29 protein-coding genes are annotated in these 26,741 nt (G+C 59.1%); 24 read left to right on the forward strand and 5 right to left on the reverse strand.

All coding sequences use genetic code 11. From position 1 onward, the window contains the following. Window positions 1-11 precede the first annotated feature (11 nt). Together LY622_RS15235 and LY622_RS15240 are read left to right on the forward strand one after the other, a co-directional pair. Window positions 12-1,727 (forward strand): methyl-accepting chemotaxis protein, encoded by a 1,716-nt coding sequence (locus LY622_RS15235; RefSeq protein ID WP_234291685.1) that lies wholly within the window; start codon window positions 12-14, stop codon window positions 1,725-1,727. Window positions 1,728-1,828: 101 nt separating this feature from the next. After that, a complete protein-coding gene (locus tag LY622_RS15240) occupies window positions 1,829-2,632 on the forward strand; it encodes a class I SAM-dependent methyltransferase (RefSeq protein WP_234291686.1) in 804 nt (267 codons plus the stop codon). A gap of 143 nt (window positions 2,633-2,775) precedes the next feature. On the opposite strand, the gene LY622_RS15245 is transcribed toward LY622_RS15240, so the two are convergent. After that, a complete protein-coding gene (locus tag LY622_RS15245; protein ID WP_234291687.1) occupies window positions 2,776-4,305 on the reverse strand; it encodes a sensor domain-containing diguanylate cyclase in 1,530 nt (509 codons plus the stop codon). Between the two features lie 226 nt (window positions 4,306-4,531). On the opposite strand from LY622_RS15245, the gene LY622_RS15250 reads away from it, so the two are divergent. Next, a complete protein-coding gene (locus LY622_RS15250) occupies window positions 4,532-5,383 on the forward strand; it encodes an AraC family transcriptional regulator (RefSeq protein ID WP_234291688.1) in 852 nt (283 codons plus the stop codon). Here the strand turns inward: LY622_RS15250 and LY622_RS15255 are convergent. Beyond that, window positions 5,369-5,959 (reverse strand): LysE family translocator, encoded by a 591-nt coding sequence (locus LY622_RS15255; protein WP_234291689.1) that lies wholly within the window; start codon window positions 5,957-5,959, stop codon window positions 5,369-5,371. The genes LY622_RS15250 and LY622_RS15255 overlap by 15 nt on opposite strands. A 158-nt stretch (window positions 5,960-6,117) precedes the next feature. On the opposite strand from LY622_RS15255, the gene LY622_RS15260 reads away from it, so the two are divergent. Next, entirely contained in the window at window positions 6,118-6,432 is a 315-nt protein-coding gene (locus LY622_RS15260; RefSeq protein WP_255762602.1) for a YkgJ family cysteine cluster protein, read from the forward strand. 59 nt (window positions 6,433-6,491) lie between these two features. Here LY622_RS15260 and LY622_RS15265 read toward each other — a convergent pair whose 3' ends face one another. Beyond that, entirely contained in the window at window positions 6,492-7,178 is a 687-nt protein-coding gene (locus LY622_RS15265; RefSeq protein WP_234291691.1) for a type 1 glutamine amidotransferase domain-containing protein, read from the reverse strand. Window positions 7,179-7,500: 322 nt separating this feature from the next. Between LY622_RS15265 and LY622_RS15270 the strand changes: the two genes are divergently transcribed. Further along, on the forward strand, window positions 7,501-7,893 hold the full coding sequence (locus LY622_RS15270) for a DUF1801 domain-containing protein (protein WP_234291692.1): 393 nt from the start codon (window positions 7,501-7,503) through the stop codon (window positions 7,891-7,893). A 73-nt stretch (window positions 7,894-7,966) separates the two neighbouring features. After that, a complete protein-coding gene (locus tag LY622_RS15275) occupies window positions 7,967-8,443 on the forward strand; it encodes an AAC(3)-I family aminoglycoside N-acetyltransferase (protein WP_234291693.1) in 477 nt (158 codons plus the stop codon). Here the strand turns inward: LY622_RS15275 and LY622_RS15280 are convergent. Beyond that, the gene (locus LY622_RS15280; RefSeq protein WP_234291694.1) at window positions 8,418-8,828 is read right to left on the reverse strand and encodes a DCC1-like thiol-disulfide oxidoreductase family protein; all 411 of its coding nucleotides are present in this window, start codon (window positions 8,826-8,828) and stop codon (window positions 8,418-8,420) included. The two genes, LY622_RS15275 and LY622_RS15280, sit on opposite strands and share 26 nt — an antisense overlap. A gap of 148 nt (window positions 8,829-8,976) precedes the next feature. Here LY622_RS15280 and LY622_RS15285 point away from each other — a divergent pair, with 148 nt between their 5' ends. The 12 genes from LY622_RS15285 to LY622_RS15335 all read left to right on the forward strand — a co-directional run bounded on the left by LY622_RS15285 (window position 8,977) and on the right by LY622_RS15335 (window position 17,777). Continuing rightward, the gene (locus LY622_RS15285; protein WP_234291695.1) at window positions 8,977-9,546 is read left to right on the forward strand and encodes a hypothetical protein; all 570 of its coding nucleotides are present in this window, start codon (window positions 8,977-8,979) and stop codon (window positions 9,544-9,546) included. Between the two features lie 105 nt (window positions 9,547-9,651). Next, window positions 9,652-10,020 (forward strand): glyoxalase superfamily protein, encoded by a 369-nt coding sequence (locus LY622_RS15290; RefSeq protein WP_234291696.1) that lies wholly within the window; start codon window positions 9,652-9,654, stop codon window positions 10,018-10,020. 191 nt (window positions 10,021-10,211) lie between these two features. After that, the gene (locus LY622_RS15295; RefSeq protein ID WP_234291697.1) at window positions 10,212-10,370 is read left to right on the forward strand and encodes a DUF3309 family protein; all 159 of its coding nucleotides are present in this window, start codon (window positions 10,212-10,214) and stop codon (window positions 10,368-10,370) included. An 8-nt stretch (window positions 10,371-10,378) separates the two neighbouring features. Beyond that, window positions 10,379-10,540 carry an SDR family NAD(P)-dependent oxidoreductase gene (locus tag LY622_RS15300; protein ID WP_234291698.1) on the forward strand — a complete coding sequence of 54 codons (162 nt, stop codon included), beginning with the start codon at window positions 10,379-10,381 and terminating at the stop codon, window positions 10,538-10,540. A gap of 94 nt (window positions 10,541-10,634) precedes the next feature. Beyond that, on the forward strand, window positions 10,635-11,171 hold the full coding sequence (locus LY622_RS15305) for an O-acetyl-ADP-ribose deacetylase (protein WP_234291699.1): 537 nt from the start codon (window positions 10,635-10,637) through the stop codon (window positions 11,169-11,171). Window positions 11,172-11,304: 133 nt separating this feature from the next. Beyond that, on the forward strand, window positions 11,305-13,497 hold the full coding sequence (locus LY622_RS15310; RefSeq protein ID WP_234291700.1) for an OsmC domain/YcaO domain-containing protein: 2,193 nt from the start codon (window positions 11,305-11,307) through the stop codon (window positions 13,495-13,497). A 174-nt stretch (window positions 13,498-13,671) separates the two neighbouring features. Further along, window positions 13,672-14,154 (forward strand): DUF4188 domain-containing protein, encoded by a 483-nt coding sequence (locus LY622_RS15315; protein ID WP_234291701.1) that lies wholly within the window; start codon window positions 13,672-13,674, stop codon window positions 14,152-14,154. After that, on the forward strand, window positions 14,151-14,279 hold the full coding sequence (locus LY622_RS22495) for a hypothetical protein (protein ID WP_255762603.1): 129 nt from the start codon (window positions 14,151-14,153) through the stop codon (window positions 14,277-14,279). The genes LY622_RS15315 and LY622_RS22495 overlap by 4 nt, the downstream gene beginning before the upstream one ends. A gap of 85 nt (window positions 14,280-14,364) precedes the next feature. After that, complete coding sequence (locus tag LY622_RS15320) at window positions 14,365-15,015, forward strand: dihydrofolate reductase family protein (protein ID WP_234291702.1); 651 nt, start codon at window positions 14,365-14,367, stop codon at window positions 15,013-15,015. Window positions 15,016-15,156: 141 nt separating this feature from the next. Beyond that, on the forward strand, window positions 15,157-15,477 hold the full coding sequence (locus tag LY622_RS15325) for a glutathione binding-like protein (RefSeq protein WP_234291703.1): 321 nt from the start codon (window positions 15,157-15,159) through the stop codon (window positions 15,475-15,477). A 309-nt stretch (window positions 15,478-15,786) separates the two neighbouring features. Next, a complete protein-coding gene (locus LY622_RS15330; protein ID WP_234291704.1) occupies window positions 15,787-17,154 on the forward strand; it encodes a diguanylate cyclase domain-containing protein in 1,368 nt (455 codons plus the stop codon). 71 nt (window positions 17,155-17,225) lie between these two features. Then, the gene (locus LY622_RS15335; protein ID WP_234291705.1) at window positions 17,226-17,777 is read left to right on the forward strand and encodes a YdeI/OmpD-associated family protein; all 552 of its coding nucleotides are present in this window, start codon (window positions 17,226-17,228) and stop codon (window positions 17,775-17,777) included. Between the two features lie 265 nt (window positions 17,778-18,042). Here LY622_RS15335 and fabF read toward each other — a convergent pair whose 3' ends face one another. Then, window positions 18,043-19,308 (reverse strand): beta-ketoacyl-ACP synthase II, encoded by a 1,266-nt coding sequence (gene fabF, locus LY622_RS15340; protein ID WP_234291706.1) that lies wholly within the window; start codon window positions 19,306-19,308, stop codon window positions 18,043-18,045. Between the two features lie 88 nt (window positions 19,309-19,396). On the opposite strand from fabF, the gene LY622_RS15345 reads away from it, so the two are divergent. The 6 genes from LY622_RS15345 (at window position 19,397) to LY622_RS15370 (ending at window position 26,531) form a co-directional block, all read left to right on the forward strand. Then, window positions 19,397-20,041 (forward strand): TetR/AcrR family transcriptional regulator, encoded by a 645-nt coding sequence (locus LY622_RS15345; protein ID WP_234291707.1) that lies wholly within the window; start codon window positions 19,397-19,399, stop codon window positions 20,039-20,041. Between the two features lie 223 nt (window positions 20,042-20,264). Then, the gene (gene katG, locus LY622_RS15350) at window positions 20,265-22,466 is read left to right on the forward strand and encodes a catalase/peroxidase HPI (protein ID WP_234291708.1); all 2,202 of its coding nucleotides are present in this window, start codon (window positions 20,265-20,267) and stop codon (window positions 22,464-22,466) included. Between the two features lie 672 nt (window positions 22,467-23,138). After that, window positions 23,139-23,753, forward strand: coding sequence for a DUF1294 domain-containing protein (locus LY622_RS15355; RefSeq protein WP_234291709.1), 615 nt, complete (start codon window positions 23,139-23,141; stop codon window positions 23,751-23,753). Between the two features lie 256 nt (window positions 23,754-24,009). Continuing rightward, window positions 24,010-24,849, forward strand: coding sequence for a putative phage abortive infection protein (locus LY622_RS15360; protein ID WP_234291710.1), 840 nt, complete (start codon window positions 24,010-24,012; stop codon window positions 24,847-24,849). A gap of 94 nt (window positions 24,850-24,943) precedes the next feature. Continuing rightward, complete coding sequence (locus LY622_RS15365; protein WP_234291711.1) at window positions 24,944-25,801, forward strand: hypothetical protein; 858 nt, start codon at window positions 24,944-24,946, stop codon at window positions 25,799-25,801. A gap of 202 nt (window positions 25,802-26,003) precedes the next feature. After that, the gene (locus LY622_RS15370; RefSeq protein WP_234291712.1) at window positions 26,004-26,531 is read left to right on the forward strand and encodes a hypothetical protein; all 528 of its coding nucleotides are present in this window, start codon (window positions 26,004-26,006) and stop codon (window positions 26,529-26,531) included. Window positions 26,532-26,741: the final 210 nt, after the last annotated feature.

Consider the following 26,741-nt stretch of genomic DNA (forward strand, 5'->3'; position numbering starts at 1 on the left):
GGGGGCAGTCAATGAAACATCTATCCATCAAGTGGAGCCTGACGGCAGCACTGGCGGCACTGGTACTGATGATCGGCCTGATCAGCGGCCTGGGGTTCTACTCCAACGCCACGAGCGAAGCGGCGCTGCATGACCTGGCGGAGACCAACGTCAAGCTCTCGAACCTGGCCAACCGCACCCAGGTGAACGTGCTGCGAGCGCAGACCTTTCTTGATCGCTTTGCCAGCCACAGCGCCCAGGGCAACCCCGACAAGGGGCGTGAAAACCAGGAGATGGCGGTGGTAGCCGTGGGAGATGCACAGCAGCGCTTTGCCGAGTTCCAGCAGGTGCCGATCCACGCGGCAGATCCCCGGGCACCCTATGTCGAGGCCATCACCGAAGCCTACGAAGCGTTCGTCACCGAAGGTCTGGTCCCCTTGCTGGACGCCGCACCCTTCCTGGTGCAGCGTCGGCAGGACGACCTGGCCGAACTGGGGGCGGAGCTCGATGCCGCCATGGAACGCTTCATCGCCTACAGCGAGCAGCGTGGCGATGCCGCCATCGCCCGTGTCGAAAGACTGGACCAGAGCGTGATGATGATTGCCATTGGCCTGCTGGTGCTGGCACTCGGCGCGGCGATCCTCATTCGTTTCGCGATGATGCGTGTGGTGGTGACGCCACTGCGGAAAGCCATCGACCACTTCGAACGGATTGCCGACGGCGATCTGACCGCGCGTATCGAGGATCGCGGCCGCAATGAAATCGGTCAGCTCTACAGTGCCCTGGGGCGCATGCAGGAGAAGCTCAAGACGCTGGTGTTCTCTCTGCGCAGCAGCAGCGACAGCGTGTTCATCGGCGCAGGCGAAATCGCCTCGGGCAGCCAGGATCTCTCGTCGCGGACCGAAGAGCAGGCCGCGGCGCTGCAGGAAACCGCCTCCAGCATGGAGGAGATGGCCGCCACCGTCAGCAAGAACACCGAGACCTCCCTCGAGGCCGACCGACTTTCCGCCACGGCCTCCAAGACGGCCGAGGCCGGGGGCCAGGAGGTGGAGCGCACCGTGACACTGATGCGCGAGATCGCCGAGAGTGCGCGGCGCATCGACGACATCATCGGGGTCATCGATTCCATCGCCTTCCAGACCAACATCCTGGCACTCAACGCCTCGGTCGAGGCGGCCCGGGCAGGAGAGCAGGGCCGCGGCTTCGCCGTGGTGGCCAGCGAAGTTCGCTCGCTGGCCAGCCGCAGTGCGGAATCGGCCAAGGAGATCCGCGCCTTGATCGAGGAGACCACGACGCGGATCGCCAGCGGCGCCGAGCAGGCCGAGCGCAGTGGCCAGACGATCAACGAGACCGTTGACTCCATACGCCAGGTCACCACCTTGATGGGCGAAATCTCCACCGCCACGCAGGAACAGAACAGCGGCATCGAACAGATCAATAGCGCACTGACCGAGATGGACTCGGTGACTCAGCAGAATGCCTCCCTGGTGCAGCAGACCAGTGCCGCCGCCGCCTCTCTTGAAGAGCAGGCCAAGAGGCTGACCGGCCTGATTGCCACCTTCCGCGTTGACGAGAAAGCCGCTCCAACAGCGGCGCGGTTCGCACACCAGGCCAACGCCCTGGGGGAACAGCAAGGCGGCAAGGCGAAGGAAAAACCTGGCCAACCTCAGCTCGCTCGGCTGGCTGACCCCAAGCCGTCGGGTTCCCGCCAGCAATCAACGGTGGAAGAGGAATGGAGCGAGTTCTGACGCTCTCCACAACCCCCGGAAAGCCGACGCCAACACTGACTGCTAGACTAGGGGGCACCGGCATTAAAGGCACAGGGTGAAGGCCCCCGGGGTGGAGCGAGATGAGCGACTCGATTGATTACGAGACCATAACCGCGGTACAGCAGGGCACGTGGGCGACTGGCGATTTTCACCAGATCGCCCGACAGAACGTCTGCATGGCCGAAGCCCTTTGCGACGTCGTGGACCCTCACCCTGGCGAACGGGTGCTGGACATCGCTTGCGGTAGCGGCACGGCGGCGCTGGTGGCCGCGCGGCGATACTGCGAGGTGACCGGGATCGACTACGTACCTGAGTTGATCGAACGCGCCAGACAGCGTGCCAAGGCCGACGATCTCGAGGTCGAGTTCGACGTGGGGGATGCACAGGCCCTGCCGTACCCCGATGATAGCTTCGACGTGGTGCTTTCGATCTACGGCGTGCAGTTCGCACCCGACCAGGAGAGGGCGGCACAGGAGATGCTGCGCGTGTTGCGGCCGGGCGGCAGGATCGGTCTGGCGACGCCCATCCCAGAAGGCTGGAGCGGCGATTTTTTTGCCACCAACGCCAAGCACATGCCACCGCCCCCGGGGCTCAATCCGCCGTTGCGCTGGGGGACCGATAATGGGCTGGAGGAATTGCTCGGGCAAGACACGCGCTCAATCCAGAGTGAGAAGCGTACAGCCTGGCAGTACTACCGCTCCGTGGACCATGCCGTGGGCCTGTTCCTGGCCTATTTCGGCCCGGCTATTCGTGCTTCCGAGAAGAGCGACAAGGAGGCCCTGCGGCAGGACCTGAACCAGGTATTCGAGCGCTACAACCGCGCTTCCGACGGCACGGCCATTGTCGAGAATACCTACTACCTGACCGTTGGCGTGCGCGCCTGAGGGCTGCGCGGCTTCTGCAATTTCCAGAGCTTTCGGCATTGCCGGCTCACGCACGCCAAACCCACATATCACGCGTTTGAAGAGTCTTGCGGCGAATGCCTGGGCGCTGATCGTCTAGGTAAAAGGTACCCGACGCCATCGTCTCAGCCAGGAACCCTGCTCTTGCGGCGCTGAGTCTTGTCGTCGTACATGCGGTTATCCGCCAGGGTCAGCACCTCCTGGGCGGGCGTTTCGCTCGAGCTGGCGCATCCCAGGCTCAAGCGAAGCGTCACCTCCACTCGCTCGCCGTGGGCGGAAGTGAGAGCGCAGCGCTGTCCTTCCAGATGTGTCCTTATCAGTTCGGCCATGCGTGTCGGTGCCGACAGGTCGGCGGAAGGAAAGAGAATGACGAATTCGTCACCGCCATAGCGCGCAAGGATGTCGTCTTCCCGGCACTGCATCATCAGGCGCTCGGCGACCGTGAAGATGAGCTGGTCGCCCACCACGTGCCCGTGCCGGTCGTTCACTTCCTTGAGTCCGTCGACATCCATCATCAGCACGGCAAAATCCAGGCCCGGTGGCTGTGCCTTGCCCTGGATACTTTGCTGCAGTGCCGACTCGAAGAAGCCGCGGTTGTAAAGCCCGGTCAGCCCGTCTCGCTCCGCCGTTTTCTGCAGTGCCAGGTGAAGCAGCTTGTTTTCAGTGGCAGCCGCCAGCTGGTCGACGAACAGGGTCAGCATTCGTTCCAGGGCACCGTCCAGCTTGGGCGCACGTACCACCAGCCAGCCGTCGTAAAGGCTGAGGCGCCCCGCCATGGAAGTGGCGTACAACTGCTCCACATCGGATGTTTCGCTGAGCCTGATGGCGCCTTCATGATGCTCATGCACCGCGCCCAGCAGGCTGCCCAAGCGGCGTTCATCCTCGGGTCCAAGACGAAGCCCGGCAACCGCCGCATAGCGTGTCACCTCGGGGCGCTGCCGCTCCTGGAGGAATACGGCAAAGCCATATTCCGGGAAATCGGCATGCAGATGCTTCAAGGAGTCATCCAGCAGGGTATTGATGTTGGAGGCGCGGTTGGCGACGACACCGAGGTCGAGCAGGGCGTGAAAGACCCGGTTCTTGTATTTGATTTCAATGATGCTGCGTCCGATCTTGCGGTTCTGGCCATACATCACGTGGGCAATCGCGAGGAAGTAGACCACGGCACCGGCAACCTGGTAGATGTCCAGTCCGATGCTGACATACGGCCGAAAATGAAATCCCGTCAAAGCACCCCAGCCCAGGGCGCCGGCGGTGAACAGGGCAGCCGAGATGGCCATCCGGCGTGGGCCGCCAACGACCATGTTATTCATGAAGCAGGCAAGGGCGATGAACAGCGTGGCCCAGAGGTAATAATCCAGCACGCCGCACCAGACGCCAAACAGCAGGCTGTCGAAATAGAGGTTCCTGAACTCGGCGCGCTTCGAGTCCTGCGCCAAAGAAGCATGGCCGTACGCCACCGCCGGCCACAAGAGCAGGATCAGGCCCGGCAGCATCAGCGACCAGCCGCTGCCCTCAGCTAGAGCGATCCATACAGTGAGCCCGAAGGTATGACAGAAGGCGAAGGTGCGCGGGGCCAGCGTCGCCAGGGCGAGACGGTGAGGGCGCTTCAGGGAAGGCTGCGCCCGAGGTGGAGGTGACTTGGTCTCTAGCATGCCTGCCAGAATCTCCTGTCTATGCCTATGCAGGCAAGGCTACGTTGGTTCTCGGTCATTAGTCGGGTCAGCTTACGCGTTTCGCCTATCGAGGAAAAATACACTCCCTTGCCTTGGCGTAGCAGTGAGCCATTGCCATGTAAAATCAGGCTGATGCTGCCATCATTACACCAAGCCTAGTCCATCTGCTGATCGCAGCGACTGCCTTTCTCGGAGCGAATCGACCATGACGTCTCATACCAAGCCCCTGTTCTGGCGCGATGCGCGCATGCCCCACGTGGAGCTGCGCAAGGTCGATGACGGGCGCAAGGTCTGCTACGCACCGCACAGTCACGTTCATTGGTCGCTGGGCGCCATAACCGTGGGGGAGAGCACCTTTCGCTATCGGGAGGAGCGCTATCACGTGAGTGCCGGCACCCTGGTGATGATGAACCCCAACTGGGTGCATGCCTGCAGCGCCATCGATGACCGGCCCTGGGGCTACCTGATGCTGTACGTGGATACCGCTTGGCTGAGCGATCTGCGCCATCAGGCGGGGCTATTGGAGGCACGGCGCTGGCAGGATATTGCCACCGCCGTAATTCGCGAGCACCAGTGGTATGCCGGCTACTGTCAAATGGCGGCTTGCCTGCTGGACCCGAACCGCGACCTGCTCGACAAGCAGACGGTCGTGGTCGAATACCTCTCCGCCTTGATGCACGAACTTGACGGCCAGCCCACTCAGACGGCTGCCCAGGCGCCGGCCACTCTCAGGACGTTGGCAACCTACCTGGACGAGCACGCGGCCGAGGAAATATCGCTGGACGATCTGTGCGAGCGTAGCGGTTACAGCGCCGGCCATCTGATTCGCGCCTTCAAGCAGCACTTCGGCTTCACGCCCCATGCCTATCTGATCAATCGCCGTATCCAACTGGGCCAGCGCGAACTGAAGAGCGGTACACCGATTGCCGAAGCGGCCCTGAACGCCGGCTTCTCCGACCAACCGCACTTCCAGCGCACCTTCAAGCGTCTGGTGGCCGCCACGCCCAACCAGTACCGGCAACCCTCACTCGAAAAGCAGCTCTCACTCGAAAAGTAGGAACAGGCAACTGCCGGCCAGCAGCATCGCCAGCGTGCGGTTCACCGCCACCAGCACGGCCGGCCGGTGAACGTGGCGGCGCAGGAAGGCCCCGGCATAGACCCAACTGCCCAGCGATAGCCAGCAGATCGGCAAGTAGAGCGCGGCGAAGAGCATCACCTGGTGAAGGTCGCCGCTGGTATAGGCGCCGATGCCCGACGCGGATGCCAGCCACGCCTTGGGGTTGAGCCATTGCATCAGCGCTCCTGCCATGAAGCCCGGCGCCCGGTGGGCATCCCCATCCGGCAGGCGGCCATCGTCACGAAACAGCCGCCAGCTCAGGTAGAGTAGAAACCCCACACCGGCCCAGCGTAGCGCCTCGGTCAAGCCCGGCACCACCGCCAGCAGCGAATAGAGCCCCAGCCCCACGGCGATGAACAGCACGATAAACCCCAGCGTCGCCCCGGTCACGAACACCAGGCCCTGAGAGAGGGGGTAGCGCGTGCCGCTGCTCAGGCATACCAGATTCACCGGCCCCGGTGAAATGGACGCCGCAAGGGCAAACGCCGACATCGGCAGAATCATGGCTAGGCTCATCGTCATTCTCCTGGCTGGCAATGGCCGAAGTGTGCCGCGGAGACATGGAGGCGGTATTGAATGAAATTGATGTGGCGTGTGCGTAGCAGTTGTCGGTACCGTGGCCGGGCTTGTCGAATTGGGGTATCGTTGCGAAATTTAGCGGGTAGTGCCGATAGATGACTGTATTTTTTAAAGAAACATCCGCACCAGAGGTCAGTTGCTCAAATTGTCAGGCTTGCTGCTGTCGGTTGGAAGTCATGATAATTACAGATACGGGGGTGCCCGAAAAGCATATTGCCTACGATGAGTGGGGCGGTGAAACCATGCGACGCCTGGAGGATGGCTGGTGCTCGGCCCTGGATCGCGAGACCTTCATGTGCACGATTTACGAACAACGTCCCTGGATTTGCCGAGAGTTCGAAGTGGGCTCGTATGAGTGTCTTGTAGAAAGACAAGAACTGGATAAATACCAGAACAACTCTCTCGGGTGAGACTCTCACTACCGGCCTGCTGGAGGCCGGTAGTCCTTTAGTTCGTAGATCGCTGACACCTACTGGCCGAGTGCCTCCAGCAGTACCTTTGCGACCGGCTCGGAGGAGGGTGGGTTCTGGCCGGTGATCAACTGGCCGTCTCGACGGGTGTACGGAGTGAAGACGTCGGCCTTAGAGTAGTGGGCTCCACCTTCCTTGAGCGCGTTCTCCACCAGATGCGGCACGACCTCTGTGAGGCCCACTGCGTCCTCTTCTTCGTTGGTGAAGCCGGTGACCTGGCGGCCGCGAATGATCGGTTGCCCCTCGGTGTCGCGGGCATGGATGAGCACGATAGGGGCGTGGCAAACGGCAGCCACCGGCTTCTTCTGCGCCCAGAAGGTTTCGATCAGGCGGATGGAGTCCGCATCGTCAACCAGATCCCATAGCGGGCCATGGCCGCCGGGGTAGAAGATGGCGTCGAAATCATCGGCACTGACCTCGCTCAAGCGGTGGGTGTTGGCCAGTGCTTGCTGCGCCTTTGTATCCTTCTTGAAACGAAGGGTTGCGTCGGTCTGGCTCTCCTCGGCATCGCTCTTGGGGTCCAGCGGCGGTTGGCCGCCCTTGGGGGAGGCAAGCACCACCTCGGCGCCGGCGTCCAGACAGGCATAGTAGGGTGCCGCCAGCTCTTCCAGCCAGAAGCCGGTGGGCTCGCCGGTATCGCCGAGGCGGTCGTGGGAGGTAAGGACCATTAGAATACGTTGGCTCATGGAGCTCTCCTGTGTCGCTGCCTGTGGCAGGGAGTGAATGGCGTTGGTCATCAGCCTAGTGGAGCGACTAGTATTTGAGAACCAGTGATTCTCGATACGTTCTTGTCATCTGCTCTATGAGAAGCGTAGCGCCTCGGCGGCGGTAAGCACGGTGCAGAACCCGCCCATCGCAACCACAGGGAATGCCGGCACAGCTCGCCGACGGCAAGAGCAAGGTGCTCGCTGGACAAGGCGCAGGATGACTGACACGGGTTGCAAGCGGCGCTGTTGCAAGCTGAGTATGGCTTTCGTGACAGAGTGGTTAGGCAGCCGGAGACAGACTATGAATCCCGAGACGCTGAAGTACAATGCGCAGCAAGAGCATCGTCACAAGGAAGTTTGCGATATGCTTGCCCAGGAAATCGACCGATGCCTGCCTGACGCTGAAAACAAGATATGGCATGCCCATCCAGTCTGGTTTTTGGAAGGCAACCCCACGGTCGGATATAGCAAGCAAAAACCAGGCATACGATTGATGTTCTGGAGTGGGGCAGATTTTGAGGAGCCCGGGCTGAATGTAGTAGGAAAGAAATTCAAGGATGCATCCGTTTTCTATAATGACGTCTCAGAGATCAACAAGGCTGAGCTGCAGCGGTGGCTGGAAAAGGCAAAGGAAATTCAGTGGGACTACAAGAATATAACTCGGCGTAAAGGCCGGTTGGAGAGGCTGAGATAAGCCGATGGCTCGTCCGCGGAAGCCGGATTGATGATATGGCATGCTATAGGATGAAGTAGGGAGGAAGTGAAAGATGCATGGAAATATTCACCACCTTGCCCCAGATGATATTCCGCTTCTCGATGCCCTGTTGACAATGTTTGGGGAAGTTTTCGATGAGCCGGAGACCTACACCGGGAATCGACCTGGTGCGGCATACTTGCAGGATCTATTGTCCGGCGATACTTTTATTGCGCTAGCTGCATTGAAAAATGGCGATGTCGTCGGGGGGCTCGCCGCCTACGAGCTGAAAAAATTTGAGCAAGAGCGCAGCGAGATTTATATATACGATCTCGCTGTTCGTTCCGGGCATCGTCGAGAAGGCATCGCTACAGCATTGATCGGGAAGTTGAAAGAGATAGCCGCTCAACGTGGCGCCTATACGATATTCGTTCAGGCTGACACGAACGTTGAGGATGAGCCGGCAATTGCCTTATACACCAAGCTAGGCACGCGCGAAGATGTCCTGCACTTTGACATACCGGTTAATCCTGATAGTGGTTTCCGATAGGCGTTTTCCCCAGCGCCCTCAGCATCCTATTCCGGCACGCTTTCAGAAGCGGATAGAGCCTTGCCGTGCGCCTTTGGCTGGCAAACAGCCGGTACGTCAGCCGGTTGAACACGCCGCTACGGGTGCCGAGCAGGGTAAGGCGATGCAGGGCTTCGCTGCCGTGGTACCAGCGCTCGCCGATCTGGAGGGCGAAGCCCTGATCCAGGTCGATGCCCATGGCGCTGAGTTCCTGGCGTGCTTCTTTGTCCTGCCTGGCATCGATCAGCTCGAGTTCGCCGACTTCCTGGCGAATGCGTTGCCTGCGCACGTAATGGCGGCACATCGGGCATTCGCCGTCATAGACCAGGCGAAGCTGGCGGCCTGAGGAGGCCGTGTCATTGGGCATGTCGTCGCATTCCCTGAGTGCGTGTGGCGTGTTCTCTGGCAACAGTCAATGCCAGCATGACGACTGCAGGGGGCCGTGGCCAGGCAGAGTTACCATTTCCTGGTGGATGGCCACATTGCCACGAGACCCGTGTCATGGGAGACCAAGGATGACCCAAGGCTACAAGACACCACCGGATCAGGTCGATATGCAGCGAGCCGAGCGCAAGATCCGCTTTGCGGGAACGCTCGGCTTTGTGCTTTTTGTTGCAGCGGCGGGCGTGGCCTACCTGTCGTTACCTGCGTTCATTGGCTTTCCCGTCGATCTTGCCGAGCGCCTGGCCTTTGCCGCCCGTGCCAGCGCCGTGGTGCTGTTCTGCGTGCTCGTTGCCGTCGGTATGGTGTCTTCCTTCCGCCGGTTCTCACCGGAGGATATCGGTGGTTCTGCCGCTGGCCCACCGAGCGAAAGGCTCGCCATTTACGTGGCCTTCCTCCAGAACACCCTGGAGCAAGCGGTATTGGCCGTTGGGTTCTACTTTGCCTTCGCCACTCTGGTTGCGGGGGCGTGGCTCTCGCTGATTCCCGTCAGCGTGGCATTCTTCGTGGTCGGACGCGTACTGTTCCTGCGCGGCTATCGGCGGGGTGCCGAGGGTCGTGCGCTTGGCATGGTCCTGACCATGATGCCCGCCATCGTGGGGTATCCGGCCGTCTTCATCCTGATGGTGGTGAATTGGTTCTAATCAAGGCGTCCAGCAGCCCCCATGCGAAACCTGAGGAGGTAGCCAGCCTCAGGCTGATCTAAAGTTGAATGATGGCGGCATTGTCGTTGAATAGGAATCACTAAGATGGGCTTCGGCAAGACAACACCGATACTGCGGATCTTCGATGAAGCGAAGGCCCGGGAGTTCTATATAGGCTTCCTGGGCTTCCAGGTGGATTGGGAACATCGCTTCGCAGAAGGCATGCCCCTGTACATGCAGGTCTCCAAGGATGGCTGCATGCTGCATCTCTCCGAGCATCACGGCGACTGCTGCCCGGGTGCGGCGCTGCGGATCGAGACCGATGAGCTCGAGGCGTTTCATCGCCAACTGCATGCCGCTGGTTACATGTACGCCAAGCCGAGGCTGCAGGGGATGCCGTGGGGGAGCCAGGACATGACGATAGCCGATCCGTTCGGCAACCGGCTAACCTTCACCAACGCGATCAGTACCTGAATGCACATGAAGACCCAGTACTACACCGCTTCCAGTCGCGCCAAGGACAATTATCTCAAAAGTTGGGGTCCATGGGTCATTTACGGCACAGGCGTAAAGACGACCGTCTTCCTATGGTCTAGTGTCAATAAAGGACTCGGCCAAACATGCCGGAAGAAATACGGTCCCCACTCACTGCTGGGAGAGATGACATGTCAATAGGAACAATTCTACTGATAATTGTGATTCTGCTTCTGATTGGCGTGATACCTGCCTGGCCCCACAGCAGGGGATGGGGATACGGCCCCAGCGGGGGGCTCGGGCTGGTGTTGGTAATCCTGCTCATTCTGGTTTTGATGGGTAGGTTATAGGGGGCACATTGAAAAAGGTTCTGGTGATTACCGGCGGCAGCCGTGGCATCGGTGCGGCCACCGCGCGCCTGGGTGCCGCCAGCGGCTACGCCGTATGCGTCAAGTATCATCACAACGAAGCCGCTGCAATGGCGGTGGTCGAAGAGATCACCCGTGTCGGCGGGCCATAAGCGAGAGTGTCAAAAGACCCGGTCCCGGCCATTTCGCGGCTGCTACGCTCAGGGATGAGTTCAGGCATTCTTCAGGCAACGCCCAGGAGGAACGATGGCCAAGGACCTGTTCGCACGCCGGGTCAGCGTGATCACCGGTGACATCACCCAGCTTGAGGTGGATGCCATCGTTAACGCCGCCAACCACTCGCTGATGGGCGGCGGGGGCGTAGACGGCGCCATTCACCGCGCCGCCGGCCCCGAGCTCAAGCAGGCCTGCCAGCGCCTGCGCGACACCGACTGGCCCGACGGGCTGCCGGACGGCGAGGTCGCACTGACCGACGGCTTCAATCTGCCGGCACGCTACGTGATCCACACCGTGGGCCCGGTCTACGCCAAGACCAAGGACAAGTCGCACCTGCTGGCCAACTGCTACCGTAACGCCCTGGCGCTGGCCGACAAGCACGGCTGTCGCAGCATTGCCTTCCCTGCGATTTCCACCGGCGTTTATGGCTATCCGTTCGACGAAGCGGCGCGGGTGGTGCTCGACGTGCTGGCCGAAGAGTTGCCACGCCACGAGCTGGACGTGACCCTGTGCTTCTTCAGCGATAAGGATACCAAGGCCTTTGAATCGGTCATGCAGGAGGGGTAGCCGTGACATGGCGTGTTCGGGCCAAAACGGAGTGTCACCTTGACGCGCGGTCGGTTGCCGAAAGGGCCGGGCCCGTGTGGTAGACTGCGCGCCTCGGCCTGCGCCAGCGACACTTTCACACCGGTAGCCAGTCATGGAAATCAAAGTCAATTTTCTCGAAAATCTCAGGCTTGAAGCCAAGTTTGACGATTTCACCGTCATCACCGACCAGCCCATTCGCTACAAGGGCGACGGCTCGGCGCCAAGCCCCTTTGATTACTTCCTGGCGTCCTCGGCGCTGTGCGCGGCCTACTTCGTTCGGGTCTACTGCCTGGCGCGCGACATCCCCACCGAGAACATCCGGCTCTCGCAGAACAACATCGTCGACCCCGAGAACCGCTACAACCAGATCTTCAAGATCCAGGTCGAGCTGCCGGAAGACATCTCCGAGAAGGACCGCGAAGGCATCCTGCGCTCCATCGACCGCTGCACCGTCAAGAAGGTGGTGCAGACCGGCCCCGAGTTCCAGATCGAGACGGTGGAGAACCTGGACGAGGACGCCCAGGCCCTGTTGATGGCCAAGCCCGACGAGGCTGCCTACACCTGGATCGAGGGCAAGGACCTGCCGCTGGAGCAGACCATCGCCAACATGTCGGCCATGCTGGCGGACCTGGGCATGAAGATCGAGATCGCCTCCTGGCGCAACATCGTGCCCCACGTGTGGTCGCTGCACATCCGCGATGCCGCATCCCCCATGTGCTTCACCAACGGCAAGGGCGCCACCAAGGAGAGCGCACTCTGTTCGGCGCTTGGCGAGTTCATCGAACGCCTGAGCTGCAACTTCTTCTACAACGACCAGTTCTTCGGTGAAGAGATCGCGAACAGCGAGTTCGTTCACTACCCGAACGAGAAGTGGTTCCAGCCCGGGCCGAACGACGAGCTGCCCGAAGGCATCCTCGATGACTATTGCCTCGCGATCTACAATCCGGAGGGCGAGCTGGGCGGCTCTAACCTGATCGACACCAACTCCGGCAAGGTAGAGCGCGGCATCGTCGCCTTGCCCTTCGTGCGTCGATCGGATGGCGAGACGGTCTACTTCCCCTCGAACCTGATCGAGAATCTCTACCTCAGCAACGGCATGAGTGCCGGCAACACGCTGCAGGAGGCGCAGGTGCAGTGCCTCTCGGAGATCTTCGAGCGGGCGGTGAAGAAGCAGATCATCGAGGAGGAGATCGCCCTGCCCGACGTCCCCCAGCAGGTGCTGGCCAGGTATCCCGCCATACTCGAAGGCATCCAGGCACTGGAGGCACAGGGCTTCCCGGTGCTGGTCAAGGACGCCTCCCTGGGCGGCCAGTTCCCTGTCATGTGCGTGACCCTGATGAACCCGCGCACCGGCGGCGTCTTCGCCTCCTTCGGTGCGCACCCCAGCTTCGAGGTGGCGCTGGAGCGCAGCCTCACCGAGCTGCTGCAAGGCCGTAGCTTCGAGGGCCTGAACGATTTCATGCCGCCGACTTTCAATACCATGGCCGTGACCGAGCCGAACAACTTCGTCGAGCACTTCATCGACTCCTCGGGGCTGCTTTCCTGGCGCTTCTTCAGTGCCAGGTCGGAGTACGAGTTCTGCGATTGGGGCTTCTCCGGCAGCAACGAGGAGGAAGCGGCCACCCTGTTCGGTATCCTGGAAGAGATGGGCAAGGAAGTGTACATGGCCGTGCACGAGGACCTGGGCGCGCCGGTGTGCCGGATCCTGGTGCCGGGCTACTCCGAGGTGTACCCGGTGGACGACCTGATCTGGGACAACACCAACATGGCCCTGGACTACCGCGAGGACATCCTCAACCTCCACGCCTTGAAGGACGAGCAGCTGGCCGACCTGCTGGAACGGCTGGAAGAGAGCCAGCTCGACGACCACATGGACATCATCACCCTGATCGGCATCGAGTTCGACGAGAACACCGACTGGGGGCAGCTCACCGTCCTCGAGCTGAAACTGTTGATCAACCTGGCCCTGCAGCAGCATGAAGAAGCGCTGGAGCGGGTCGAGATGTTCCTGCAGTACAACGACAACACCGTGGAGCGCGGGCTCTTCTACCGTGCGGTGAATGCGGTGCTGGAGATTCTCCTCGACGACGAGCTGGAACTGGGCGACTTCCTCCACAACCTTCAGCGTATGTTCGGCGAAGAGACCATGGCGACCGTGGTCGGCTCGGTGATGGGCGAGGTTCGCTTCCACGGCCTCACACCCACCAGCATGGCGCTGGAAGGCCTGGAGAAGCACCAGCGCCTGATCGAAAGCTACAAGAAGCTGCACGCTCACCGCGCCGCAAGGGCGGGGGTAGCGCTGTAAGCCTGATAGGCGCCACGTTGGTAATACGCATACGCCCCGGGCCAGTTCATTGGCTCGGGGCGTTTCCACCCTTTATCTAGGCGCACGCCCACCAGATAGCGCATTTCGCTGCGGCAGACTAATCTACAAAGTCCCTCCAGAAAACGAATCCACCAGGTTGCGTGGAGTGCCAGAATGAACAAGCTATACAGTGAGCGGATGATGGCGAAAATTGAGGGGGATTTCGTCGTATTCTTGATTGGCATGAAAATAAACAAGCCATGGAAGATACATAAGTGGTGGCCAGTATTCTCTGCCATGTCAAGAATGATAAAGGAGCTTGAACAAAATCCAGAGCTCGGGATGCTGGGTTATATTTCGGGTACGAAGCTCATGGTTCAGTATTGGAAATCATTCGACCATCTTGAAGCCTATGCGCGCAGTAAAGACAGCATGCATCTTCCGGCATGGAAGGCTTTCAATGATTCAGTGGGAAAAAGCCGCGGCGACGTAGGAATCTGGCACGAGACGTATCAGGTGAGGGCCGGTGAATACGAGGCCGTCTACAGCGGCATGCCCCTGTTTGGCCTAGGCAGTGCCGGCAGGCTCTTGCCTGCTACCGGAGCCCAAGAGACGGCTCGGGGGCGCTTAACGACAGAGAAGCGCGCCGACGCATGAAAAACCAGATGCAGAACCGCTATGCTCACGATGTCGCCTGCATCGGAAAGCGGCTGATCGAGAAGGCGGATCAGCTGCTCTACCTTGCCAAGCAGAATGGGCGAGACCAGATCGTTGCGGACTGACAGGGGAGCGGCGTAGCCGATATGTCGAAACCCTCAAGGGTCGTTCGACGACTGATCATGTGTTGCGCGCTTCCTGGAGGTCACGATGAGTCAGCTGCACGTATCCTGCTTCAGCCTGTCGCTCGATGGGTTTGCCGCCGGCCCTGAGCGGAGCCTGGAGAACCCGACTGGCATCGGTGGCCTGGAGATCCATGACTGGATGTTCCGGACCGAGACGTTCCGGCGAAGCGTTCTGGGCGAGGGAGGCGGCGAAACCGGTGTAGACGACGCCTTCGTGGCCCGCGGCTTCGAGAACATCGGGGCGTGGGTCATGGGCCGTAACATGTTCGGTCCGGTTCGCGGCCCCTGGCGGGACGACAGCTGGAAAGGGTGGTGGGGGGATAACCCTCCGTTTCACACGCCTGTCTTCGTGCTGACGCAGCATGCTCGCGATCCCATCGAGATGGCAGGCGGTACCACATTCCACTTCGTCACGGAAGGCATCCATGTGGCCCTGGGGCGCGCCCGTGAAGCCGCCAACGGCAAGGATGTGCGCCTCGGCGGCGGCGTGGCTACGATTCAACAGTACCTTCAAGCGCAGCTGGTGGATGAACTCCATCTTGCCATCACGCCGGTGCTGCTCGGTGCTGGGGAGCACTTGTTCACCGGCATCGACATGCGCGCCCTCGGCTATCAATGTGTGGAGAGGGTGACTAGCGATCGGGTTACCCATGTCGTCCTCAAGAGGGGAAGCTGAATGACTGAAATGATCCTGACCACCTTCGATTGGGTTCCCGAAACGCCACGGGGTTTGTCCGCGATTTACGCCTGAGCTGGGCGATGGAAGAGGCCGGATTACCCTATCGTATGGCTTTTCGCGGCGCTCAACTCCGTCGAGATGGCGACCCTGCCCTGGTCCGTCTTCAAGTTCACAGGCGATACCGAAGAGACACCTGCTCGGAAAAGCCTGAACAGTTTCCTGGCATCCCGGCTTCAGCACATGGAGACAGTCTTGGCGGAAAAAGAATGGCTGGCCGGCAGCTTTTCCATCGCCGACATCGCCATGGCGGATGTGCTGCGCCTTGTCGACCGGCTCGATGGCTTGGCGGGCTACCCGGCCTGTCGTGGCTATGTCATGCGCGCCACGGCTCGGCCGTGTTTCGTGAAGGCGCATGCGGACCAGATTGCGCATTTCGCTGCGGCAGACCAATCTGCTTGAGAACAGTCATGAAGCCAAGGCGGCTGATGTTAGACGCCGCATGGCCAGGCGCAGATACTTTTCTGACAAGGCCTTCGGTTTCTCTGGGCTTGTACTGTAGTGTGCCCCACTGTGAAGTAATGTTGATGATATGAAGATGCTTGGTTTATAAGAAAAGTCAGACGCCGAATAATTATTCGGGGGCTAACAAGTTCAAATATCCGAAGTAAGATTTACACCAGGGACAAGGTTATGACTGAGGTGGTGAGCAAAAGTCGTGTAAAATAGATCCCTGTTTTGGTTATTTCTGCCCTTGTTGTAAGGAGCGTCATGCAGATGGATATGCAATTGTCGGATTTTATTCGGGCGGAAATAGAGCACATTCTTCAGGACTGGGAGGAATTTGCCAAAGGTATATTTAGTGCCAGGCATATGGACAAGGCTGGGCTGCGCAACCACGCCAGGGACATGCTTCTGGAGATTGCCGATGATCTCGATTCACACCAAAGTGAATCCGAGCTGGCTGCCAGCTCGAAAGGCCGTCGGCAGGCGGATGAGCCGACAGATGGTGCGGAGTCCTGGGCGGAAGTGCACGGTGGCGATCGACAGACCAGTGGCTTCAGCGTCATTGAGACGGTATCCGAGTTTCGGGCCCTGCGTGCGAGCGTGGTGTCTCATTGGACCAAAGCCCATCCAACCACGGCTGAGAAACAGCTTGAAAGCCTCACCAGGTTCCATGAAGCAATAGACCAGGCGGTCGCTGAATCGCTGGAACAGTATGCGACCGTAAAAGAAATGGAAACCCGGCTGTTCGGGGCTATTTTGGTTGCGTCTCCAGACCCTATTTACGTGCTCGATCTCGACGGCAGAATTGTTTACGCAAACAAGGCTACTGCCGATCTTTTTGCTATGAAATACGAGACTATCATCGGAAAAACAGCCTTTGATCTCGGGTTTTCGTTCGCCACGGACTTTCAGCGAAATCTGGATAAGGTAATTTCTGATCAGTCGACTTTTCGTGGAAAGTTCGCCCACGTTTTTTCTTCTGAACAGGGTGAGCAGTTCGAATATCTGCTTGCGCCAGTGCTGGACGAAAATCTAAGAACCGAAGCGGCTGTGTGCATATCTCGGGATATTACTGAACGAGCGATTGCCGAGGATAAAATCTGGTACAACGCCCACCATGACCTTCTGACCGGGCTACCGAATCGACGTCTTTTTCTGGATCGCCTGGAACAGGAGGTCAAGCATGCAAAGCGCAGTACTCTTTCTCTTGCCGTACTGTTCATGGATCTTGATGGTTTCAAGGCGGTCAACGATTCGTTTGGTCATGAAGTAGGGGATCGCTTGCTGTCCGAGGTGGCAGACCGTATCACTGATTGTGTCCGTGAGGCCGATACGGTTGCCCGTCTGGGTGGCGATGAATTCACCGTCATTCTCACCGGTGCTGGACAGCGGAATGGTGCTGGGATTGTGGCTCAGAATATTATTAATGCCATCTCGATGCCCTTCAACATTGGCCAACACCTTGTTCAGATTTCCGTCAGCATTGGAATAACGTTCTACCCCCAGGACGCATCCGCTCCTGTCGCTCTGCTGGAAGCTGCGGATCGGGCAATGTATAAAGCCAAAAAATCCGAGACGAACCGGGTGTGCTTTTTCAACCCGTCCGATCATGCCGACACATGTCCGGCCTGAGCTATGCTACCTAGTGGCCAAGATGTTTCCCATCTCGCCTCAATTAACCCACATTTTTGGGGCGATTCGTAATGGCAACAAACGATACAAGCTCAGAGTTCAAGGCTGAGTTGCTTCGCCCGGCCAAGCCGGCCAGCGATACACCATGGGCTTTCGTGATTCTGCCCAAAAGCGCGAGCGAAAAGCTTCCAAGGCGAGGAAGAACGACGGTAGAGGGCACTATCAACGATCATGACTTCCGAGCCACCCTTGAGCCGGACGGTCAACTCAGCCATTGGCTGCGGGTAACCCAGGAACTACTCGACGCCATAGACGCAAACATCGGTGACACTGCCACGTTTAAGATCATGTCGGTGGCGGAGGAGCCAGAGCCTGAGGTCCCTTCTGACCTGGAAGAGGCCCTGGCAGCGGCCCCTCAGGCGCGTGTCGTCTGGGACGAGACAACCACCATCGCGCGTCTGGACTGGATCCATTGGATCACGTCAGCCAAACAGGCGAAAACGCGAGCGAAACGAATCAGTGATGCATGCGACATGCTGGCTTCTGGTAAGCGGCGAGTCTGCTGTTTCGATCCATCTGGCTATTACAGTAAAGCGTTAAGCGCCCCCAAAGCGGCGGAATAGGGCCATCTATCCAGGATTCCTCATGTCCATATTGCCGATCAACGATCACGGCGCCAGCTGTTATCAGCACCACCCTCAGCCGGAGATCTGGGCGCTTGGGAAGGTCAGATCGCTCCGGCGCCACTCGAGGCAGGCCACGGCACGCTGAACTGGAACCTGCGTTGCCAGGTCGACAGCCTGGCCGGGGCCGGTATCGCGCCAAGGAGATCAAGTGATGACTGACCTGTTTAGTGATGCGAACATTCTCGAGTCATCGGGCCAGTCTCTACACCTTGCTCACGATCAGCGCCGCATTCACCCCGCCAAAACCGAAGCCGTTGCACAGCACGTGCTGCGTGCGATGCTCACGTGCCGAGCCCGTGACGATGTCCAGGTCCTGCAGGTCCTCGTCGCGGTTCTCCAGGTTCAGGGTCGGGGGCAGGCGGTCGTGCATGACAGACAGGGCGGAAAAGATGCTCTCCACGCCGCCGGCGGCGCCGAGCAGGTGGCCGGTGGCCGACTTGGTGGCGGAGATCGGGATGCCGGCGAGGGCGTCGCCGAAGGCGTTGCGCAGCGATGCGATCTCGGCCCGGTCGCCGACCGGCGTCGAGGTGGCGTGGGCATTGATGTGGTCGATCGCCTCGGGTGAAAGCCCCGCCATTCTCAGTGCTGACCGGATGGCCGCCGCAGCACCCGCGCCGTCTTCCGGGCCGGCGGTGATGTGGTGGGCGTCGGCACTGGTGCCATAGCCGCTGAGGATGGCAAGCGGTGTTGCCCCGCGGGCCTCGGCGTGGGCCAGGGTTTCGATCACCAGCAGCCCCGCGCCTTCGCCCATGACGAAGCCGTTGCGGGCCTGGTCGAAGGGCCGCGACGCCCTGGCGGGATCGTCCTGCTCGGTGGAGAGTGCCTTCATGGCGTGGAAGCTGGCCAGCGACAGCGGGTCGATACAGGCCTCGGCACCGCCCACCAGGGCCACGTCGGCTTCGCCGCTGCGGATCATGCGCATGCCGTCGCCGATGGCCTGTACGCCGGCTGCACAGGCCGTTACCGGGCAGCCCAGCGGCCCGCGGAAGCCATAGCGAATCGACACATTGCCCGCCGCCAGGTTGGCCAGGAAGGCCGGCACGGTGAACGGGGAGAGCCGGCGGTGGCCGCGCGTCGACAGGGTGTTCTGCGCCTGGGTGATGGTGGGGAAGCCGCCGATGCCGGAGCCCACGATGGTGGCCGTGGCCAGTTGGTCCGCCTCGCTCGAGGGGAACCAGTTGGCCTGGGTCAGGGCCTCTTCGGCGGCGGCCATGGCGTAGAGGCTGAACAGCTCGATCTTGCGACGCTCCTTGGCGTCGGCTACGCGGTCCGGATCGAAGCCGGCTTCCGGGTCGTCGGCGATGTCGGGCACCGAACCCGCGACCTTGATCGGCAGCTCGCCGGTATCGAAGCGATTGATCGGAGAGATACCGGAGCGGCCGGCAAGAAGGCGCTCCCAGCCTGCCTTGACGCCGGAACCGAGGGGGCTGATCATGCCCATGCCGGTGATGACGAGCGGTGATTGCATGGTTATGTCCTGAACAGCTGGGGGTTGTGCCACGCTAACACTGGGCTTGATATGATCAAGGTAATATTCAGCGGAGTGTGAGGTTGCCATGCCCTACTCGACGAACCACAAGGCCAAATCGCGGGAACGCATCCTTAAATCCGCTATCGAGCTGTTCAGCCGCAAAGGCTTCGAGAAGGTCTCCATTGGCCAGATCATGAAGCTGGCCAAGATGACCCATGGCGCCTTCTACGCGCACTTCTCCTCGAAGGAAGCGCTCTACCATGCCTCGGTGCGGGAAACCCTGGAGGGCAGCCGCGCGGCCAGGCTGGTCAAGGGACCGCTCTCGGTTAAGCACCTGACGGACCTGGTCGCCAACTGCTGGAACCTCCAGGAACTGGAACGCAAGCACAAGCCGGGGCCCGAGTCGGTGTTGTTCAATGAGATCGGCAACGAGAACGCCGAGGTCCGCACCCTGTTCGAAGCCTCCTACCTGAGCGTGAAGAAGATGCTGGAAAACCGGCTCATCGCCCTGAGCCGCCTGAAGAAACTGCCCTTCGAACCTGACCGCGAGGTCATCGCCGACAAGTCCCGCGCCATTCTCGCCTCCCTGGTGGGCGCCGTGGCCATCGCCAAGAGCCTGCCCGGCGAGCAGGAGCGCCAGCACATCCTCAACGCCGCCCAGCGCAACATCCTGCAGATGCTCGGCGTCAACGAGAGCGAGCTGGAAAGCATGCTGGATGCCACGGGGTAGGAGCAGCCTCCGGCCTGAGCCGCTCTCATAGCCTGCCCCTATCGAGGCGAAAGCCTCCCTTCGCCTTGACGGCTTCGGTCCTGAATCCTTCACTGATACTGACGGCTTATAGGAACTCTCAATGCCTTCGGCACAGGGCCGGTAGGTGTTTACAAAAAATGAGGCGATGCGACGACGTCGGCTCAAATCTCCTGTAGGCCACCATCCAGTCGAGGAGAAGACCGTGTCTGAACAAAAGTCTACACGCCGGGAGTGGGGGGCACGCACCACGCCCAGTCTGCAGGGCAACGAGCACTGGTGGCCCGACCAGCTCAACCTCAATGTATTGCACCAGAAACACCCCGATGCCAGCCCGTTCGGTGCCGACTTCAGTTATGCCGAGGCGTTTTCGCAGCTCGACGTCGACGAACTGTGCGCCGATCTCGATGCCTTGATGACCGACTCGCAGGAGTGGTGGCCCGCCGACTGGGGCCACTACGGGCCGTTCTTCATTCGCATGTCGTGGCACGCCGCCGGCACCTACCGCGCGGTCGACGGCCGCGGTGGCGGCGGCACCGGCGCCCAGCGCTTCGCACCGCTCAACAGCTGGCCCGACAACGGCAACCTGGACAAGGCACGCCGGCTGCTGTGGCCGATCAAGCAGAAGTACGGCGAGAAGATCTCCTGGGCCGACCTGCTGGTTCTCGCCGGCAACCGTGCGCTGGAGACGATGGGCTTTCGCACCTTCGGCTTCGGCTTCGGTCGCTCCGACATCTGGGCACCGGAGGACGACATCTACTGGGGCCCCGAGACCGAGTGGCTCTCGACCAACGACGATCGCTACACCGGCACCTGGGAAGACGGCAGCCGCACCCTGGATAACCCGCTCGCCGCGGTCCAGATGGGGCTGATCTACGTCAACCCGGAGGGCCCCAACGGCGTGCCGGACGCGATGAAGTCCGCCCAGGACGTACGCGAAACCTTCGCCCGCATGGGGATGAACGACCGCGAGACCGTCGCGCTGACCGTGGGCGGCCACACCTTCGGCAAGATGCACGGCAACGGCTCGCCCGACGCCGTCGGCGACGCGCCAGAGGCCGCGAAGATCCACCAGCAGGGGATCGGCTGGGCCAACAAGAACGAGACCGGCCTTGGTGAGTACACGGTCACCTCCGGCCTCGAAGGCGCCTGGACCCCGACGCCGACCAAGTGGGACAACGCCTACCTCAACACCATCTTCGCCCACCAGTGGGAGGTCAAGAAGTCGCCCGCGGGTGCGAATCAGTGGGAGCCGGTCGAGGTGAAGGAGGGGTTCTGGGTTCCCGATGCCCACGTCGAAGGCAAGAAGAACCCACCGGTGATGAATACCGCCGACATGGCGATGATCACCGATCCTGCCTACCTCGAGATCGCCAAGGAGTTTCACCAGAACCCGGACGTGCTCGCCGACGAGTTCGCCCGTGCCTGGTACAAGCTGCTGCACCGTGACATGGGCCCGCAAGCCCGCTACCTCGGCCCGCAGGTGCCCAACGAAGACCTCGTCTGGCAGGACCCGGTACCCAAGCACCAGGGGCCGCTGGTCAACGAGCAGCAGATCGCCACGCTCAAGCAGCAGATCGCCGACTCCGGCCTGACCGCCAAGCAGCTGGTGGGAACCGCCTGGGCCGCGGCCTGCACCTATCGCCAGACCGACCACCGCGGCGGCGTCAACGGCGCGCGCATCCGTCTCCAGCCGCAGATTGGTTGGGACGTCAACGTACGTTCCGGCGTGCCCGAGGTGCTCGACCGGCTCCAGCAGATCAAGGATGCCTCCGGCACTAACATCTCGCTGGCGGACATGATCGTGCTGGGCGGTAACGTGGGTGTCGAGATGGCGGCGAAGGCGGCCGGGCACCACATCACGGTTCCGTTCTCCCCGGGCCGCACCGACGCGAGCCAGGAGATGACCGAGATCGATGCACATGCCTACCTCGAACCAAGGCACGATGCCTTCCGCAACTACATGCAGCCCCAGGCGACCTCCATCCCGGCCGAGCACCTGATGATCGACCGCGCCTTCATGCTGAACCTCAGCGTACCGCAGATGACGGCGCTGCTCGGCGGCATGCGGGCCATCGGCGTCAACGTCGGTGACAACAGCAATGATGGCATCTTCACCGACCGCCCCGGTCAGCTGACGAACGACTTCTTCGTCAACCTCGTCGACATGGGCACCGTCTGGGAGCCGCTCGACGAGGAAGAGGAACGCTTCGAAGGCCGCCACCGCAAGACGGGCGAGAAGAAGTGGACCGCCACCCGCGTCGACCTCGTCTACGGCTCCAATTCGCAGCTACGCGCCATTGCCGAGGAGTACGCCGCCAACGGCGGCGAGGAGCGCATGATCGACCGCTTCGTGAAAGGGTGGGTCAAGGTCATGGAGAACGACCGCTTCGACCTGCACCGCTGAATGACAGGTCCGCGGCGGTAATGCGGACCTGGCGTGAAAACGAACCCCGGAGGCTGAGCGATCAGTCTCCGGGTTTTTTATTGGTTCTTCACATTTTGGCGTGGACCTGCTCTGCATAGGCTGCATTGCGGAAGGGGGCTCGACGACAGCGGCGTGGCACCGTTGGTGGAGAGAGCAGCTGTTGGAGCGCTGGTTTCCATCGCGACTGGCGCCGATAGGCGCCTCGGCGGAGGCCGCCGTCACGGCGATAACCGCAATATTTCCAACTCCGCCGGGAGGCTTGCAGCCTCCAGTCGCCGATGAGTCGGACCGGACTGAAGATGCTCCGACAGCGCGGCCATGACTTCCCTTGTCATTTCACGCCAGTCTGCGATGAGACTTTTTATTTCTACTCATGCTTTCGTTGGCGTTGCCCTCAGCGTAATGCTTGGTTACGGTAGGTAAAAAGCTGCAGTAGACGGCTTAGATAACCAAAAATTCGCAGGGACTGCCGCACTAATGATGATGCGAATTATCATCAATTCTGCCAGCAGGGGCGGTAGCGTGCCCCGATTCCCAATCTCCCCGCCTGACAAAACCAGTCATACCTACAACCCAGCGATATATTTAACCGGAAGTTGACTTGGCCGCGTAGACGGTCAGTTAATCCATTGCTTGACCTGAGAGAACCAGATGCGGCATGACGGCAAGCTCACACAGTGGAACGACGACAAGGGCTTCGGATTCATCACGCCAGCCGAAGGCGGCCCGCGCGTATTCGTCCATATCAGCGCCTTTCCCCGCGGTGGGCGCCGGCCAAAAGTCAACGAACCGATCAGCTACCTCCTGACCCGAGATAGCCAGAACAGACCGAAGGCACAGAAGGTGGGCTACCTGAAAGCGGCACTCCATGCATCCCCGCGCTCCAGAGGGCTGATACTGGCATGCGGCCTAGCCGCTGCCTTCTTCGCACTCCTGGCAGCCCTGAGCGCTGCCGGGCACGTGCCAATGCTGCTCCTGGCAGCATATGCGCTGCTGAGCGTGATCACCTTCGCCATGTACGGCATCGACAAAGCCGCAGCAGGGAAGGGCAGAAGGCGCACACCGGAAGCCACGCTGCTCTTAGCAGGCTTGATCGGCGGCTGGCCAGGCGCACTGGTGGCGCAGCAGCTATTTCGGCACAAAACCAGAAAGCACCCGTTTCAGGCCATTTTTTGGTGTGGGGTGCTGGTGAATTGTGGGGTGCTTGGGTGGCTTGTTGGTGAAGGAGAGAAAGCAAGAATTTTGGTTAGTTTGGGGTTCGGTTAACAGTAACCAGGGCTGTGGCGCATTATGACCTTATTCTGCACCCCAATATGTTAGTAAATACGCATACAGTATATTGGTTCCGGCAAAACGCGCATGCGTGCGAATTCTGCAAAGGTGGCCGAGCTAAATTTAGAAGTCAGAAAAATCAATAAATTATAGATAGAATGGGGCGCTAGATAATATTGTTGGAAGTGCTAGCGCGTTCATCCCATATCAGTGCATGCAGTTCAACCACTGTTAGCCAATGGATGATGACATGTCACAAAATGATTCGCCGATCCTGAGGAATTTAGGAGCAGTTCTCCTCGGCATTGGCGTCATTGCTCTTATAGTTGGGGGCATAACAGTAATTTTGTACAGGCAACAGTTCGGCGGCTCACTCTCGGGAGAGCACGCGCAGTGGGCCGAGTTCGGGGATTATGTCGGCGGTGTGGTTGGTTCTATATTCGCCTTCTTTGGTCTTATTGCTTTGTTATTAACCTTATGGATTCAAAGCAGGGAGTTGCGAGTATCGTCTGCAGAATTGCGAAGATCGGCAGAAGCGCTATCAGAGCAGAATAAATCCATTAAGTTGCAAAGTTTCGAGAACAGATTTTTCAATATGATTTCTCTGCACCACGAAATAGTCAATGGAATAGATCTTAGAGTTAAAGGCGAAGTAAAATCGTCTGGCCGAGACTGCTTAAGAGTTTTCTACGAAAGATTAGTAAAAGAATTCGCGCCAGCGTTGAGGGGCGATAATTTAAATTACAAAGATGGCCTTCTTTCTGGATATGCAAACTTTTATGAAAAGCACGCGCATGAATTAGGTCACTATTTTAGGAATATTTATCGGATACTGAAGTTTATAGAGGAAAGTGACGTCCCAAGAAAATCGGAATACTCAGGGATTCTTCGTGCTCAGTTATCCAATCCAGAGCTGGCGTTGTTATTCTATAACGGAATTACCGTGAGGGGAGATAAATTAAAACCTCTCGCGGAAAAGTATGCACTATTCGAAAACCTCGAGCCAAAACAGCTTGCGCGAAAGGATGAGGATTTCAAATTCTACGAGGCTGAAGCATTTGGTGAACACATTGATCTATTCATGGGCTAGGCAAATGGCTAACAAGGCGCTCGTTTGGACACAAACTACGCTGTGTTTCGTTTGCGCCGCACAGCTTGATCGTTAGAGGGGAAAAGAAGCAGAAATGGTGTCTGAAGATTGGATTGCGAACCTAAACAAAGAGTTCCGCGATGCAGGCATAGATCAACGTCGTCGCCCGTGGGAGGCAATTCGTCGTTATTCCGATGAGTTCAATACTGCAGTAGATATTTCCTCTGACGTCGCCAAGACGATTTTTAAATGGTTTGAGGACCATTCAAAACCAGGTGTGCACCAAGTCGGTAACCAGTATGAAGCCGTATATTTCTATGATTGCCAATTTTGGGTTGTATCAATCCCAATCATGTATGGCACGGTGCAGTTGAATGCCCTCGATTGTCTTCATGAAATGCCAGATGTCATCAAGCAAGAGATGATGGCAGATCATAGGGAGGCTTGGGAGTACACTATCTATTGGGCTGACTGTTTAGATTACGGAATGGGCATAGATGATCTACGAAAAACGCAAGGTCTAGATGAGTTTGGCTATCAGTTTCTCATGTCAGCGGATCAAGAACTAAGAGCTGCCACATCTATACTTTCCCAACATCGTCCAGATCCTCGTGCAATTCTTAACTGCAGAATGGCACTTGAAATATTCTTTAAGACATACATTGCGTTGAAAAACGGTCTTACACAAAGTGAGGCAAGGGCTATTGGTCACAACCTGAATAAAGGGCTAGACAGGTTTATCGAAGTATCAGGGCTGGATGACTGGGAAAGGATAAGGCAACTTCTATCAGTATTTCCGGAAGTACATGAGCGCTACAAAGAGCAAGATATCACCTTCCAAAGGCTTTGGGAGGGTTACTCACTTGCGCACTCTGTAGGTGCGGTGATTGTCAGAGAGTTCACTGACAGAAATACACTTCAACAAGTGATGGCCTCTAACAATGCAAATTAACTCGGACCTTAAAAATCACTATGCGCTTTTCGCGTCCGGTTATTTGCGGCGTTAGGCGGCACCGGAGGCTCATGCTAGGTTTTGGGCCGAGTAGCCGCTTTCGACCAGATCCGACGGTTGCTGAACCAGAAGAACTTGCGGGAGTCACCGACTGAAGAAGCCTTCACAAACCAATAGGAGTGATAGTCTGATGAGAAGGCTAATGCTTTTGTTGATTCTGTTGTTGCTGACATCTTCGGCCCAAGCGCAGGGCGGATGGCAGCACCTTGGCTACAGTCAGGGTATGTCAGCATCACAAGTGGTTTCGCGTCTAGATCAGCTTGGGTACGAATATACTCAGAACTGCGTTGTAACGAATGCATGCTCCGTCACGCGGCGGCGCGGCGGCAATGTTGAGTTTCTGTCGTTTCGGTTCTGCGAAACTAATGGAGTGCTCAAGGATATGTGGTTTTCTCCAAGCGGCCAGTCTCTGATGACATTTGCGGATGCACTTGACGAGTACCGCACTCGGTACGAGGCGGACGTGATCGAGGTCGATACTAACCGGTATACAAGCACGTATGCAGAAACTGGTGAGAGATTGTCGAACGCAGTAGTGGTCGTCTATCTCGCTAACCAAACTATGCTTGAGGAGGGTTGGAAAATCGCGTTGAGCGTTACGGGGCAGGAGAATAGTCAACGATTCTCAGCTCTGAGTACTACAGTCACGTTTCTCGGGAAGTGCAACTGAGACGGTCGACTTCCGCTTCGGACTGCAACAGGAGAAGATCAGCATGAAGCGCATCGTGCCGCCGCCTAACAACTGCATCGAGCCGGCGTTGGACTTCCCCCACCCCAGTGGACAAGCATCGATAACTCCCCAGCAGGAGAGAACCGATGCCCGAGATGATCACGGGGAAGAAAACGCAACGCTATAGCACCGAGTTCAAAGTCAAAGCGG

The organism is Halomonas alkalisoli, assembly GCF_021412585.1.
Taxonomy (GTDB): domain Bacteria; phylum Pseudomonadota; class Gammaproteobacteria; order Pseudomonadales; family Halomonadaceae; genus Halomonas; species Halomonas alkalisoli.